At 66.1% G+C, this 14,091-nt stretch carries 12 protein-coding genes; 4 read left to right on the top strand and 8 right to left on the bottom strand.

The features are described from left to right. Window positions 1–4: 4 nt before the first annotated feature. Entirely contained in the window at window positions 5–1,555 is a 1,551-nt protein-coding gene (amaB, locus tag ACQR1B_RS29360) for an L-piperidine-6-carboxylate dehydrogenase (protein WP_434835130.1), read from the bottom strand. A gap of 853 nt (window positions 1,556–2,408) precedes the next feature. On the opposite strand from amaB, the gene ACQR1B_RS29355 reads away from it, so the two are divergent. Further along, the gene (locus ACQR1B_RS29355; protein ID WP_434835129.1) at window positions 2,409–3,242 is read left to right on the top strand and encodes a hypothetical protein; all 834 of its coding nucleotides are present in this window, start codon (window positions 2,409–2,411) and stop codon (window positions 3,240–3,242) included. A 99-nt stretch (window positions 3,243–3,341) separates the two neighbouring features. Here the strand turns inward: ACQR1B_RS29355 and ACQR1B_RS29350 are convergent, their stop codons facing one another. Further along, window positions 3,342–4,436: a serine hydrolase domain-containing protein gene (locus ACQR1B_RS29350; RefSeq protein ID WP_434835128.1), complete on the bottom strand. Its 1,095-nt coding sequence runs from the start codon at window positions 4,434–4,436 to the stop codon at window positions 3,342–3,344. Between the two features lie 270 nt (window positions 4,437–4,706). Here ACQR1B_RS29350 and ACQR1B_RS29345 point away from each other — a divergent pair, with 270 nt between their 5' ends. Then, window positions 4,707–5,156 (top strand): NUDIX hydrolase, encoded by a 450-nt coding sequence (locus ACQR1B_RS29345; protein WP_434835127.1) that lies wholly within the window; start codon window positions 4,707–4,709, stop codon window positions 5,154–5,156. Between the two features lie 79 nt (window positions 5,157–5,235). On the opposite strand, the gene ACQR1B_RS29340 is transcribed toward ACQR1B_RS29345, so the two are convergent. Next, on the bottom strand, window positions 5,236–6,003 hold the full coding sequence (locus tag ACQR1B_RS29340) for a class I SAM-dependent methyltransferase (RefSeq protein ID WP_434835126.1): 768 nt from the start codon (window positions 6,001–6,003) through the stop codon (window positions 5,236–5,238). Window positions 6,004–6,189: 186 nt separating this feature from the next. Between ACQR1B_RS29340 and epsC the strand changes: the two genes are divergently transcribed. Next, the gene (gene epsC, locus ACQR1B_RS29335) at window positions 6,190–6,960 is read left to right on the top strand and encodes a serine O-acetyltransferase EpsC (protein WP_434835125.1); all 771 of its coding nucleotides are present in this window, start codon (window positions 6,190–6,192) and stop codon (window positions 6,958–6,960) included. 77 nt (window positions 6,961–7,037) lie between these two features. On the opposite strand, the gene ACQR1B_RS29330 is transcribed toward epsC, so the two are convergent. The 4 genes from ACQR1B_RS29330 to ACQR1B_RS29315 form a co-directional block, all read right to left on the bottom strand. Beyond that, window positions 7,038–7,787, bottom strand: a complete 750-nt coding sequence (locus tag ACQR1B_RS29330) for a DUF899 domain-containing protein (protein WP_434835124.1) — start codon at window positions 7,785–7,787, stop codon at window positions 7,038–7,040. Between the two features lie 97 nt (window positions 7,788–7,884). Then, the gene (locus ACQR1B_RS29325; protein WP_434835123.1) at window positions 7,885–8,436 is read right to left on the bottom strand and encodes an ATP-binding protein; all 552 of its coding nucleotides are present in this window, start codon (window positions 8,434–8,436) and stop codon (window positions 7,885–7,887) included. Window positions 8,437–8,592: 156 nt separating this feature from the next. Next, a complete protein-coding gene (locus ACQR1B_RS29320; RefSeq protein ID WP_434835122.1) occupies window positions 8,593–9,063 on the bottom strand; it encodes a DoxX family protein in 471 nt (156 codons plus the stop codon). A 152-nt stretch (window positions 9,064–9,215) separates the two neighbouring features. Then, window positions 9,216–11,231 (bottom strand): PAS domain-containing protein, encoded by a 2,016-nt coding sequence (locus ACQR1B_RS29315; protein ID WP_434835121.1) that lies wholly within the window; start codon window positions 11,229–11,231, stop codon window positions 9,216–9,218. A gap of 235 nt (window positions 11,232–11,466) precedes the next feature. Between ACQR1B_RS29315 and ACQR1B_RS29310 the strand changes: the two genes are divergently transcribed. Beyond that, window positions 11,467–12,870 carry an amidase gene (locus tag ACQR1B_RS29310; RefSeq protein WP_434835120.1) on the top strand — a complete coding sequence of 468 codons (1,404 nt, stop codon included), beginning with the start codon at window positions 11,467–11,469 and terminating at the stop codon, window positions 12,868–12,870. An 8-nt stretch (window positions 12,871–12,878) separates the two neighbouring features. Here ACQR1B_RS29310 and ACQR1B_RS29305 read toward each other — a convergent pair whose 3' ends face one another. Then, on the bottom strand, window positions 12,879–13,988 hold the full coding sequence (locus ACQR1B_RS29305) for a YihY/virulence factor BrkB family protein (protein WP_434835119.1): 1,110 nt from the start codon (window positions 13,986–13,988) through the stop codon (window positions 12,879–12,881). Window positions 13,989–14,091 lie beyond the last annotated feature (103 nt).

Raw genomic sequence — 14,091 nt, 5'->3', positions numbered from 1 at the left:
CAAATCACCCGATGTCGAACTTGACGCCCTGCGCCAGCGGCAGGCTGCGTCCGTAGTTCACGGTGTTGGTGGCGCGGCGCATATAGGCTTTCCATGAATCCGAGCCGGACTCGCGGCCGCCGCCGGTCTCCTTTTCGCCACCGAATGCGCCGCCGATCTCGGCGCCCGACGGACCGATATTGACGTTGGCGATGCCGCAATCGGAGCCGCGCGACGACACGAACAATTCGGCCTCGCGCAGATCGTTGGTGAAGATCGACGACGACAGCCCCTGCGGGACCGCGTTGTGCAGCTCGATCGCCGCATCGAGATCGCGATACGGCATCACGTAGAGGATCGGCGCGAAGGTCTCGCGCTCGACCGGCCCCGCCTGCGTGGCGATCTCGACCAGCGCCGGGCGCACGTAAAAGGCCGCGTCGCAACCGCCGATCGCGACGCGCTCGCCGCCGAACACGCGGCCGCCGTGATCCCGGGCCGCGCTCAGCGCATCCTGCATGGCGTCATAGGCGCCGCGGTCGATCAGCGGACCGATCAATGTGCCCTGCTGCAGCGGATTGCCGATCGCGACCGACGCATAGGCCTGCTTCAGCCGCGGCACGAGCTGCTCGTAGATTTCGGCATGCACGAACAGGCGGCGCAGGCTGGTGCAGCGCTGGCCCGCGGTGCCCATCGCGGCGAACGCCACCGCGCGCAAGGTCAGGTCGAGATCGGCCGTGGGGGTCACGATCGCGGCATTGTTGCCGCCGAGCTCGAGAATGGCGCGGGCGAAGCGGCCGGCGAGGCAGGCACCGACCACGCGCCCCATCGCGGTGGACCCGGTCGCCGAGACCAGCGGCACCCTGGCGTCGTCGACCAGCATCTCGCCGACGGCGCGGCCGCCGAGCAGCAGACCCGCAAGCCCGTCCGGCGCCTCGCCGCCCTCGCGCCGGTAGCGGGCCATCGCACGCGCCAGCAGCGCATCGGTCGCGAGCGCCGTCAGCGGCGTCTTCTCCGACGGCTTCCAGACGACGCTGTTGCCGCACACCAGCGCGATCGCCGCATTCCAGGCCCAGACCGCGACGGGAAAGTTGAAGGCCGAAATGATTCCGGTGACGCCCAGGGGATGCCACGTCTCCATCATGCGGTGCTCGGCGCGTTCGGTCGCGATGGTCAGGCCGTAGAGCTGGCGCGACAGGCCGACCGCGAAGTCGCAGATGTCGATCATCTCCTGGACTTCGCCGAGCCCCTCGGAGACGATCTTGCCGGCCTCGATCGAGACCAGCCGGCCGAGCGCCGCCTTGTTGGCGCGCAGCTCCTCGCCGAGCAGCCGGACCAGTTCGCCGCGCTTCGGCGCCGGCAACAGCCGCCACTGCAAAAACGCCGCATGGGCGCGCGCGATCACCGCCGTCGCATCCGCTCTGGTGTCGTCATGCACCTGGGCCAGGACCTCGCCGGTGACGGGCGAGCGGGCGATCCGCACGCCCCCACGCAGCCGCTCCGGCGCAACGCCGAGCGAGGTCAGGATATCGGTCGTTTCCGCAGCAAGGTTGAAGGGCTTTGCTTGGCTCGGCGACATGTGCAACTCCAGATTGTCCTTCACGCCGGCGCACGCGACGTCATGGTTGGGTAGGGCTGGTCCATCGTGAACGTTACCGTGTAGATCAAAAACCGGGCGGGCGCGAGCACCCGGCCGCTGGGCAATCCGCCATGTCGCGGCCTCCGCTTCGCAACCGTCGCCGTCTGGTCCGTCAGCCGGAAGTTCCACGCGCATCGGCGCGATCCCGCGGCGCTGCGCGCCCGGGCTTTGGACATCGGCGAGCCCTCGGAAATCACGAGGGCGCAGGGAATGCCGGGCGCTGGCCGCAACCCATGGCCCGCCTGCAGCAAAAAAGCAGGCGGCAGTCACCACAGGTTCAGCCGAACTCCGGCATTCCCTGCGCGATGGTCTTCACGTTTATATCGTGCTCTCCCCGGTGTACGGGCTCTTTAGCCACCGTCGCCCAGGGGATCATCACCCCCGAGCTTAGCGCCAGCGTCGCGGCGCCAGGACCACACGACTTCACGTCCGCCAACTGCCGTTCGTCCGCGTGCAAGCACGCGACGGCAAACAAGCGGCCATCGCCTCCCCGCCTCACGTGTCGTGACGATCGCGATACGCCCCTCGTGGCGAAGCAGGATGCGGAGAGTAGAGCACACTTTCTGGAAAAAAGAAATAGAAAAATCGACTACCACCCACCAGGCAGGCGCCTCGACGATTCCGGCGACTCAGGAACTGCAATCAAAAATTGAATAATTAACTCTAATCATCTAAACTGCAATCAACTGGACCGCATTCCGATCCGTTTTTTCGCTCGCAGAAATATGCACATCGTGTGTATTAGAGCTGAGTATATCATTATTAGCAATGTTGCACATCAATGAACCTATTCATGATTTTCATCACCCTGATTTTGCTGGCCAGCAGCATCGCAATCATCGCAAGAAATGACCCCAACAAACTGTGGGACCACCTCGCCCGGTCTTTGGTTCAGATCGGCATCGCTATCGCGACGGTGTCTGTCGCAATTACACTTTTTGAGAAGCAGATCTCTGAACGCGACCTTCAATCAGCATCTCAACAAAAGCTCCTCGCCGCATCTTTTCTGCAAGCCCACATTCGCCAACTAATAGCTCGATCAAAATTTCCCGTCGGCATGGCTTTCGAGTACTGGGATTGCCCCGAAAAATCAGAATGCACCCCTCGCGAAGCTGACGAAGAATCAATCAAATTAAAGCTCGACCGCGCGATTGAATCTCCGGACACGCTTCTTTACTCTAAGGAGATCGACAAAAAGGATCTCTGGCAGCTTGTACGGGCTAGCCCACTTCTCCCGGATCAATTCTTCGACCATCTGCTCGAAAATCTGGACGATTTTGAACTCGACGACGATCTCGCCGAGGCTTTTATATCTGTGGTACTTCAAGAGTACTCCGCAGAGCGTTCGAAAAGCAGCGAAGGAGTTTCTTCCGACGCGATCAATAAGTACGTTGCGCAGCTGGTCAAATTACAGGCACGAGAAGCACGCGCTGTTTCGCAGCTCATATGCTATTTATCTGATCGCGTCAGCGAGCTCCGAAAAGGCACCAGTTCCGATCTTCGTTTCGACGTAACCCCCGAGATTCCGTTGTGCCCTCCTCATACCGACGGCTTTCGTACCCTCTTCGAAGCGACAGCTAAACACCGTCAAAAATTTGGCGAGGCCCAAGAGATCAAACTGCCTTGAATGCACCACGACCTAGTGCTTTCCGTGTACCAAACGCCGGTCAATTCTTATGCACGGTCACAAAAATCCGAATAAGACGATCACGTTGAAGGAGGTCGTCTACTCCACACCCGCCAACACGATCTCGCGCAAAACCCGCGTCGGCGGGATGCCCTGGTCGTCGCGCTCATAGTTGCCGGCGGTCACGGCGATGAGGAGCTGCAGCGCGGGGATGATGAACAGGCGCTGGCCGCCTTCGCCCTGCGCCATCCACATCCGCTCCAGCCGGCCGACGGCCCATCCTCTGGGCTTGCCGAAGCCAATGTCGAGGAGAAACCATTGGTAGCCGTAGCGGCGAAGCTCGTCGGCGCTGACCGCGGGCGTCGTGCAACGGGTGATCCAATCCGCGGGAACGATCTGGCGGCCATCGGCCCGGCCGCCGGACAGCATCATCATCCCGATCCGGGCGAAATCACGCAACACCATGCGGGCGCCCGAGGCGGCGAAGGGCTCGCCGTCGGTCCCGGTGGCCCACTGCGTCGGGCCGAGGCCGAGCGGATCGAACAGATGCTCGCGGGCGAAATCGTGCAGCGGCTTGCCCGATCCTTTCGCGATCAGCCGCGCCAGCAGCGCCGTCGCGCCGCCGCAATAGGTCCAGTGCGCGCCGGGCGTGTCGACGATCGCGCGCTCGAGGATGTAGCGGTAGCGATCGGCCGCATTGTCCATGGCGGTCTCGCTGTTGCGCGGATCGCTGTAGGGCAAGCTGCTCTCGTCCCAGTCCGTCCCCATCGTCATCGTCAGCGCATGCTGCACGGTGAGCCGCGCGCGCTCAGGGCTTGCGAGATCAGGATATTCCGGAAACGCCGCCAGCAGCGGCGCCTCGGGCGCCGGCACCTTGCCCTGCGCGAGTGCAATCCCGTACAGCAGCGCGACGATACTCTTCGAGCAGGAGCGCAAATCGTGCGGCGTCTCCGCGCTGAACCTCACGGTGCCGATGTCGCCGACGCCGCGCGCGCGATCCGGGCCTTCGAAATAGCGCTCGATGATGCGCTGGCCATCCCGGAGCACGATCAGCCCATGGATGTTCCAGAGACGCCGCTCGGCGAGCGCCTGATCGAGCCGCCGGGCGACACCGGCGGCAAACGCATCGCCGTCCCCAGCCGAAGCAAAGTCCCATCCCTGCTGTCCTGCAACGGGCAAAATCGGGTACGGCACGGCCACGGCTCCCAATCCTGACAGGACCTGACGACGGTTTGGCATGACTGGAAGATCCCGCATGACCCAGTCCTTCATTGATAGCAGACCGGAGACGCCGTGCCGAGCGCTCAGCTCGGCCCCACGCCTTGCCGGGCGGATAATCCGGATCGGATCGCGTAATTCCGCTAACAGCTGCGTCTGGCGGGTGTCACTCCGATGCTCGATACGTCTTCATGATTCTGTGGCATGAATCGTGGCAGCCTAATTGCGACATCAGGACACTTGCAGATGATCGTTCAACATCAGCGTCCTTACCTCGCGTCCTATTGCCTGGTGCGCGCCGACGACAAAGTCCTGCTGCAGCGGCGCTTCAACACGGGCTATTTGGATGGCCAGTGGGCCCTGCCCTCCGGACATGTCAATGATGGTGAAGACGCCGTTGCGGCGGCATCGCGCGAGTTGATCGAGGAGACGGGCCTGGTCGTCGCGGAGCAGGCTTGGCGATTCGTCTGCGCCATGCATCGCCGGACCGACCGCAGCATCGTCGACCTTTTCTTCGCCACCGATGCATTCAGCGGCGAGCCGCGCATCTGCGAGCCCCACAAGAGCGACGGCCTGCTGTTCTATCCGCTCGATCGCCTCCCACAGGGATTGGTGGGGTACATCGGCGTTGCCATCCAGTGCATGATGGGGATCGAGCCGCCACCTGGCGCATACTTCAGCGAGAGCTGGTCATGATCCGGAGTGCTGAAAAAGATCCGCGACGATCCGGGATGCGGTTGCGCGCAGCTTCGGCAGCAACCTTCCGTGGCAAGCGTCATCGGTCCTCACCCGCGTCACCATCGACACGGCGAGCCAGGTAGAGATGGGCTTCATGATCCATCACGAATTCGCCGCCGAAGTCGACGATCGCGGCGGTGATGTCGGCGAGCAGCGCGTCGCGGACGGCTGCTGGCAGCATGCGAATGTCCGACCTGGTCGTCAGGACATCGACATAGCTCGCGGCCGTGTACGACCGCGTCCAGGCGTAGCAGCGGTGGACGACGGGCCCGAACAGCCCGGAGCTGTCGAACCAGCCTTTGAACGGTCCGCTCGGCAGGTACCAGGCTTCCGGTGGAGGCCAGATCGCCCGGAAGCTTTCCAGCAATGGCGCGGGGAGTCCGACCGGAACATGCCCGAACACCGCAAGCGACCCGGCCGGCGACAGCATCCGGGCCGCCTTCGCGAAGCGCACCTCCGGCGCCACCCAGTGCCAGGATTGCGCGGCGATGATCAGGCGCATCCTTGCGCCATCCTCCGGCCAGGCTTCGAACGTCGACTCCCGCAGCTCGACATTGTGGAGACCGGCCAATGTCTGCCGCGCGGCGCGGATCATGTCCGGCCCGGGATCAATCGCCGTGATCCGCAATCCGCGCGCGGCGAAACTCCGGGTCGCCTGGCCCGTACCGCAGCCGACCTCGAGAACGGGATCGCCGGGCGTCACGGCCGCGAGCGCGACGACGTCGTCGACCAGAGCCGCAGGATAATGCGGACGCGACTGCGTGTAGAGATCGGCGACCTGATCGAAGGTGAAGCGCTGCTCCATCGCCTTCCCGCTTTGCTGTTGTCGGCGACACACCATAGTAAAGCTGTGCTCCGGACTGCGCGCAAGGGGCCGGGCCAACAGCAACCTTGCCGGCGCCCGCTTGCGACCGAACAGGAGGCGTCCGGTTCAGAACCGCGCCGCGATCTGCTATGCTGCCGTCTCAGTCTGCAACCGGGCACCAGGACCATGGCCGTCACGCGCGCATCCCGCACCGAACTATGGCAATCCATCCGGCACGAGGCGGAGCTGGCCGCTGCCCGCGATCCCGCCTTCGGCCAGACCTTGTCGGCGGCGATCCTCGATCATCCCGATCTCGGCAGCATCGTCGCGCATCAGATCGGCGTTCGCATCGGCAACAGCGCGGCCGCCCGCGACCGGTTCGCCGCCATCGCACGCGAGGCGCAGACCGCGGCGCCCGCGCTGGTCGCGGCTGCGTATTCCGATCTCGCCGCGATCACGGCGCATGATCCTGCGACGACGGCGCTGCTGCCGCCGCTGCTGAACTACAAGGGCTACGTCGCGCTGCAGGCCTATCGCGTCGCGCATTGGCTGTGGTCGAACCGGCAGCCTGACCTCGCGCTGCTGCTCCAGGCGGAGTCCTCGACGTCGCTGCAGGTCAGCATCCATCCTTCGGCGCAGATCGGCAGCTCGGTGTTTCTCGACCATGCCACCGGCATCGTCATCGGCGCGTTCAGCAGCATCGGCGACGACGTGACCATCCTGCAGAACGTTACGATCGGGCGCCAGGATGCGATGCCCGGGCGCAGTCCGCGGATCGGCCGCGGCGTGCTGCTGTCGTCGGGCGCGACGGTGCTCGGCGATGTCGCGATCGGCCATTTCGCCAAGATCGGCGCCGGCGCAGTGGTCACGACCGATGTGCCTGCCGGCTGCACCGCCGTGGGCACGCCGGGCCGGCTGACGAACTGCCCGGAGCAGCCTGCGCCAGCCGCAGCGTGACGCAACACGCGAGATCAGCCATTGCGGGTACAGCACCGGCGGATCACGCTTCGCTGATCCGCCCTCCACATCGCGCCCTACGCGCCGCAACAATGGCCTCGCCCGCCGCTCTCCTCATATTCGTCGTGCAGCCGCACCCAGTCGGAGAGGTTGCCGCGGCCGGTTTCGTTGCGACCGTTCGGGGTGAGGTCGAGATAATGATAGGCGCCGATCAGCGGATCGCCGCCGCGGGAGCGGACCTGGAATGTGCGGAAGATGTCGCCGGCGCCGTCCTTGATGAACACGGTGAGGCCCGGGAGTTCGGTCGACCTGCTCCTCAAGGGCGCGAAATTGTAGACGGCCGTGCCCGTCTCGATCTGCTCGTCCGAGAACGACACCTGATGGTCGACATTGAAATCGCTGCCGTCGGACGACACCCAGTCGAAGCGCCAGCCCATGCGCGCCTTGAACGGCGCGATCTCGGCCAGCGGCGCGCGCGACACCACCACCAGGCTGACGTCGTGGTGACGCAGATGCTGGTCGGCGCCGTCGATATGGTCGCACAGGAACGAGCAGCCGGGACAGCGGTGCGGATCGCCCGGCCCCATCATGAAATGATAGACGATCAGCTGGCTGCGCCCCTGAAACAGATCGGCCAAGGTCGCCGGTCCGTTCGGCGTCTGAAAGCGATAGTCCTTCTCGACCCTGGTCCAAGGGAGGGCACGCCGGGCTGCGGCCAGCGCATCGCGCTGCCTGGTGAAAGCCTTCTCCTGGGCAAGGTGGGCGCGATGCGCCGCGATCCATTCGGCCTGCGATACGATCTTCGGGGCTGTCACTGGGGCTGTCATGCCGGCGATCCTCCGTTGCCTGCTCCGAGGACGACCGGGGGTTGCGCCATCCGACATCGATCTTGAAATTTCTTCATCGTGAGCCGGCCACGCCGGGTCACGGCGCCCGCGTTGCGGAGACGACGCTCTGCACCAGATCGGGCAGCGGCTCCCCGCCGTCCAGGCGCAGCACCGGACAGGGCAGCTTCGCCAGCCACGCCTGATGCTTCGCGAGGGTGCGGCTGACGGCGTCACCGTCGTCATAACCGGCCGCCCAGGCGATGAACTCCTCGGCGTCGCGATGGCGCGCGCCGCCCGGGGCGATGGCCTCGGGGCCATAGCGCAATCCCTCGCGCACGCGCAGCCGCTGCAGCCGCAGATCCCTCGCCGTGTGGATGAACACCACGATATCGAAACGCGCGATCAGCGGATCGCCCCAGCCCTGCAGCGACCCGCTCAGCACCCACCGCGCGCGCGGGACGAACATCTCGTCCATCAGGCGCAGGCGATCGACGGCCGGACGCGTCTCGACATAGGGCGGCTCGGTCGGGTGCCAGAAGTAGTCGTCCGTATCGTGATGCGGAATGGCGAGCGCCGACGCAACGGCGCGGCCGAGCGTCGTGGTTCCGGAGCCGGACGCGCCGGTGATGTGAATGCAGCAGGTCTTCATGGCGAGCGACGAAGCGAAACGGGTGCGGGAGATTCTCGATCCTAGCACGGCGCGATGACGGCAGCATGCCGGCGGGATGCCGGACGCGCGAAAGCCGCCCGGAGGCGGCCTTCGTTCTGCCATCGGATATCGGACGTTTCTGTCGCGGGACCGCGGTCAGGCCGCGGCTCGCGCCGGCAGGGCGCCGGCATGGGGCTTGGCCTGCGCGAGATGCGCCTTCCAAGCCTCGATGGCCACCGCCAGCGAGGTGATCGCCCAGAACACCGGGTATTCGTAGCCGCCGGTGTTCCAGGTCCAGCCGAAGCCCTTCACGACCTGCAGCGCGTAGACGGCGAACAGCAGCAGCACGGTGGCGCCGAGCGCGGCAAAGCGCGTGCAGATGCCGAGCACCAGGGCGATGCCGGCGGCGCATTCGGCCGCGGCGGCGAGTACGACCCACACCTCCGGCGGCTGAAAGCCGGCCTTGGCGAAGAAGCCGGCGGTCGCGGCCGACACCGCGCCGCCCGCGAACTTTCCGGCGACGTGCGGAAATAGAAACAAACCGCAAATGATACGAAGAATGTTCATCCCATTCGACAAATCAAAATTTTCCGCCTTGATGCGGAAGTCGTCCCTGGTGAGCCACATGACCCATCTCCTTTCCGTTCGCGCCCATGTTCCAGGAAGGAGAGCTGCCGCTGTTGCGGCAAATCAACGATCGATCCGCTCCCGACGCAGGACTGAGTTGCAGATGCGCGTCATGTTCCGGTCACGCTCAGCCCGGAGACTCGCGCGCGGCCTCACGAGGCCGGCGAGAACCGCGGCAAGGTCACGGTGAACGTCGTTCCGACGCCGGGCTCCGACGTGAGACTGATGCTGCCCTGCATCCGCCCGAGCAGCGACTTCACATGGGCAAGGCCTATTCCCTCGCCCGGCTGATCGCGCGGGCCAGCGCGCTGAAACAGCTCGAACACCCGCGCCTGGTCGTCGGCGCCAATGCCCCGGCCATTGTCGGCGACGTGGAAGACGACCTCGCGGCCGCGCTCTTCGCCGGTGATGCCGATGCGGCCGGGGCGATCCGGATCGAGATATTTCACGGCATTGTCGAGCAGGTTGCCGAAGATTTGTCCGACCGCCAGCGGGTCCGCCACCACCCGCGGCAGCCGCTCGATGGCGATGACGGCGCCGGCCGTTTCGGTCTGATGACGGATGGCGTCGGCGAGCTTCCGAACCAGCGCCTCCATGTCGAGCGGCTCGGGATGGAGCGGCTGCTGACCGTGGCGCGAAACTTTCAGAATGGCGCTGATCAGCCCGTCCATCTTCTGCGTCGCCGCCCGGATGAACGACAGCGCCTCGTCGAAGTCGCGCTCGGCCTGCTGGCGCAGCGGATCCGTGTCCGGCAGCCGTCCGGCCTCGAACATCTCGTCGCGCTGGCTCTGCAGCTCCTGGGCAAATCCCATGATGTTGACGAGCGGCGCCCGCAGATCGTGGCTCACGACATGGGCGTAGCGCTTGATCTCCTCATTGGCGGCTTCAAGGCGCTCGTTGAGGTCGCGCAGCCGCGCCTCGGCGGTCTTGCGCGCGGTGATGTCGATGGCCGTTCCGAGCAGGCGGACGCAGTGACCGGCGGTATCGAACAGGCCGCGGCCCTTGGCGGCCACCCAGCGGATCGCGGCATCGTTCCTGCGCACGGTGCGGTACTCGACGTCATAGAGCGCGCGCCGGGCGGGATCGGCGGCCGCGGCAAAGGCGGCTGTCGTCGCCTCCCGATCGTCCGGGTGCACGCCTTCGTAGAAATCGGCGATCGAGACCGGCACGTCCTCGTCGACACCGAACATCGCCCTGACGAGCGGCGGCCACACCAGCACGTCGGTCGCCGGGTCGTAGTCCCAGAAGCCGACTTCGGCGACCTGGGTCGCCAGACGCAGCCGTTCTTCGGCCTCGCGCAACGCCGCTTCGGCCGCATGGCGCTCGTTGACGTCGAGAAGCACGCCGGGGAAGCGCACCGGTTGTCCATCGCGGAGTTCGACCCGGCCGTTGGCTTCGATCCAGCGATATCGGCCATCGCGGCGACGGACGCGATATTGGTGCGCATAAGAGCCACCAGTTGCCATGGCCTCCTGGATCGCGGCTGCAAGTCCGGCCTGATCGTCCGGATGCACCGTCATCGTGACCTGCGCGAGACTCAGCCCTTCACGTCCAAGCTCCGGATCGAGCCCGAAATTGAGTGCAAAATTGTCATCGACAGTAAAACGGTTGGCGGGAATGTCCCAGACCCAGGTGCCGATGATGGCGCCGGCCGCGAGCGCGAGCTGCACCCGCTCTGCGTCGGCACGGGCCTGCATCTCGCTGTCGCGCAGCGCCTGCTCGGCCGCGACCTGGGCGGACACTTCCGTATTGACGCCGAACCAGCGGCGGACCCGCCCGGAGCGATCGCGCATCGGCTGGATGCGGGTGAGATACGGCCGGAAGATGCCGTCGGCGCCCCGCAGCGGGAACGTCATCTCGAACGGCTCACCGCTGGCGATCGAGGCCTGCCATCGCTCCATGACCGAGGGAAGCTGCTCGGGATCATGCACCGATTGCCAGCCCCAGCCTTCCATCTGTTCGGGCGTGCTGCCGCAGTATTCGTGCCAGCGCCGATTGTACCAGACGATGTAGCCGTCGCCGTTGGCGATCCAGCACAGCGTGGGAATGCCGTCGGCGAGCAGGCGGAATTCGCGATCATCGAGGGCGCCGGCAGCGAGGTCGGAAAGCTCGAATGCGACTGAGGTCTGATTGCGCCAGAAGGTCCGCGCAAACTCGCGACTGCTCATCCATCCCCCAATACGCGGCGGCAGGGCCACCTCTTCTCCCACGCGGCGCGCGGGCATGGGCGGACGTCTCGGCATAACGCCTGGCGTGAGCTGAAGGTTCCGAGCGGACGGCAAGATTTTCTGCCCAGCGCGACCGAGTCACCTATGGTGACGGTTCCAGGGCGCGTCGCGCGGTCTGCGCACCATCGTGGCACACCCGGGTCATTCGCTTTCTGATCGCAGAGGTTCGCTTCGCATGGATACGCCGCTGTGGCGCTGGTCGGCCACACAACTCGCTTCCGCCATCCGCACCAAGAAGATCACCAGCCGGGACGCCGTCACGGCCAGTCTCGACCGCATCGCGGCCATCAATCCGGAGCTCAACGCCGTGGTCTCCGTGCAGGCCGACGATGCGCTCGCCGCTGCCGACCTCGCCGACCGCATGGTGACCGCAGGGGCCGCGCTCGGACCGCTGCACGGCGTGCCGGTCACGACCAAGATCAATGTCGACCAGGCGGGACTGCCGACCACCAACGGCGTCGTCGCCTTCAAGGACAACGTCGCCAAGGAGGACGCGCCCGTCGTCGCCAATCTGCGCCGCGCCGGCGCGGTGATCATCGGCCGCACCAACACGCCCGCCTTCTCGATGCGCTGGTTCACCGACAATGAGCTGCACGGGCGCACGCTCAATCCGTGGCGGCCCGACCGCACGCCGGGCGGCTCCAGCGGCGGCGCCGCCGTTGCCGCGGCGACCGGCATGTGCGCGATCGCCCATGGCAATGACGGCGGCGGCTCGATCCGCTATCCCGCCTATTGCACCGGCACCGTGGGCCTGCGTCCCTCGTTCGGCCGGGTGCCGGCGTTCAACGGCAGCGCGCCGGCCGAGCGGCAATTGTCGCTGCAGCTGATCTCGGTGCAGGGCGCGATCACGCGCAATGTCGAGGATGCCAGATTGGCGCTGACCGCGATGGCCGCGCCCGATCCGCGCGATCCCTGGCACGTCGCGATGCCGCTCGATGGGCCGCGGATCGATCATCCGGGTGTCGCCGCATGTCTCGATCCGGCCGGGGTCGGCATTGCACCGGAGGTCGAAGCCGCCGTGCGCAAGGCCGCGCTGATCCTGCATCGCGCCGGCTATCAGGTGACCTGGCGCGACCCGCCCGACGTGGCCGCCGCAGCAACGGCCTGGAACGACTTCGCCCAAGGCGAGTCGCGCGTGACGCTCTCGGCGCAGGTCGAGCAGCACGGCGATGCGCTGGCGCGGCGTGCCTTCGGGCTGATGATGAATCGTACGCCCGAACTCGATGTCGCCGGCCTGATCCGGCTGTCGTCGGCGCGTGCGACCTATCTGCGGCGCTGGCAGATCTTCATGCAGGAGCAGCCGCTGGTGCTGTGTCCGGTCGCGATGGAGACCGCCCTGCCCTATGGCGTCGACGTCGAGAGCGATGCCAGCGTCGACCGGCTGTATCGCTCGCACGTGTTCCTGTTCGCGACCGCCTTGCTCGGCCTGCCGTCGGTCAGCGTGCCGACCGGCGTGCACGAGGGCATTCCGATCGGCGTGCAGATCGTGGGGCCGCGCTTCCGCGAGGATCTCGTGTTCGATGCGGCGGCCGCCATCGAACAGGCGGCGGCCGAGGCAGCGCCTTCCCTCTCGTCCTGAATGCGGGATCAGCTCGAGCGGCCGACGGTGTTCGCCACCGTCGCGCCGCCGGGGAGGTTTGCGCGGCCCGTCGTGGTCTCGCACAAGCTCCGGTGCTCCAGCTCGGCGTCGAGCTCACCTCCGACCAGGATCACGATCGCGGAGATCCAGATCCAGGTCATGAAGCCGATCGCCGCGCCGAGCGAGCCATAGGTGGCGTCGAAGCTGCCGAAACTGGCCGCATACCAGGAGAACAGCGACGAGCCCGCGAGCCACAACGCCGCCGCCAGCGTGCTGCCCCAGCTGATCCAGCGCCATGTCGGCTCCTCGCGATCCGGTCCGTAACGATAGATCAGCGCGAGCCCGAGCGCGACGCAGAGGAAGATCGCGGGCCAGCGGCCGATCCGCAGCACGAGGTCGGCGGCTTCGGACATGCCGACATAGTTCAGCAGGACCGGAAGCACCACGACCGCGCCGATCGCGAGCAGCGCGAACAGAATCGCTCCGGCGGTGAACAGCAGCGAAATGGCGTTCAGCTTGAAGAAGCCACGGGTCTCGCGCTCGCGGTAGACGACGTTGAGGGTATCGAACAGCGACTTCATCGCGGCATTGGCGCTCCACAACGACACCGCGAGACTGACCAGGAAGGTGAGACCGAGCGCCTGACCGCCCTTCGCCGAGACGCGGGTCAGCTGGTCGCGCGCGATGTCGATGGCGCCGCCGGGCAGCAGCCCTTGCAACTGCTCCAGGTGTCCGGTGATCCTGGCGGGATCGGAGAACAGGCCATAGATCGCCACCAGCGCCGCCAGCGCCGGGAAGATCGCCAGCAATGTGTAGAAGGTCATGCCGGCGGCGAGCGCGACGATCCGGTGCTCGGTCACGTTCTCGTAGATGCGCCAGGTGACGCCCGTCCAGCCGCGCGCCGGGATGACCGCGGGCGCATCGGCAAGCCCGCGCCCGGTTTCGTCGGCGGCACCGGCGTACCGAACGCGCTGCGCATCCGACGCCGGCAGCCGATCGAGCCATTGGATCAGCACGGCGAGACCGAGCAGCGCCAGCAGAGCTCCGGTCCCCGGGACGCGCAGGCCGGCGGCCGCGTCGCCGGCGACATCAGGACGATCAGATCGGCGAAACAACATGGCCCCTCGTTCATCAATGTCGCGTGAAGAACCGGTGCGGCCAACGAATGTTCCGGTCCATCGCTCGCCCGAAGCGGGTCGTCTCGAGCCGGCTTCTCAGGAG

The organism is Bradyrhizobium oligotrophicum (assembly GCF_051168495.1).
GTDB lineage: Bacteria > Pseudomonadota > Alphaproteobacteria > Rhizobiales > Xanthobacteraceae > Bradyrhizobium > Bradyrhizobium oligotrophicum_A.
Note: the sequence above shows the minus strand (reverse complement) of the source record. Positions and strands in the feature narration are given on the sequence as shown.

Excerpts from the sequence above, each read along its gene's own strand:
- ACQR1B_RS29355 (WP_434835129.1), top strand. The coding sequence starts at position 2,409 with ATGATTTTCATCACCCTGATTTTGCTGGCCAGCAGCATCGCAATCATC.
- amaB (WP_434835130.1), bottom strand. The coding sequence starts at position 1,555 with ATGTCGCCGAGCCAAGCAAAGCCCTTCAACCTTGCTGCGGAAACGACC.
- ACQR1B_RS29345 (WP_434835127.1), top strand. The coding sequence starts at position 4,707 with ATGATCGTTCAACATCAGCGTCCTTACCTCGCGTCCTATTGCCTGGTG.
- ACQR1B_RS29320 (WP_434835122.1), bottom strand. The coding sequence starts at position 9,063 with ATGTGGCTCACCAGGGACGACTTCCGCATCAAGGCGGAAAATTTTGAT.
- ACQR1B_RS29305 (WP_434835119.1), bottom strand. The coding sequence starts at position 13,988 with ATGTTGTTTCGCCGATCTGATCGTCCTGATGTCGCCGGCGACGCGGCC.
- ACQR1B_RS29315 (WP_434835121.1), bottom strand. The coding sequence starts at position 11,231 with ATGAGCAGTCGCGAGTTTGCGCGGACCTTCTGGCGCAATCAGACCTCA.
- ACQR1B_RS29310 (WP_434835120.1), top strand. The coding sequence starts at position 11,467 with ATGGATACGCCGCTGTGGCGCTGGTCGGCCACACAACTCGCTTCCGCC.
- ACQR1B_RS29325 (WP_434835123.1), bottom strand. The coding sequence starts at position 8,436 with ATGAAGACCTGCTGCATTCACATCACCGGCGCGTCCGGCTCCGGAACC.
- ACQR1B_RS29330 (WP_434835124.1), bottom strand. The coding sequence starts at position 7,787 with ATGACAGCCCCAGTGACAGCCCCGAAGATCGTATCGCAGGCCGAATGG.
- epsC (WP_434835125.1), top strand. The coding sequence starts at position 6,190 with ATGGCCGTCACGCGCGCATCCCGCACCGAACTATGGCAATCCATCCGG.
- ACQR1B_RS29340 (WP_434835126.1), bottom strand. The coding sequence starts at position 6,003 with ATGGAGCAGCGCTTCACCTTCGATCAGGTCGCCGATCTCTACACGCAG.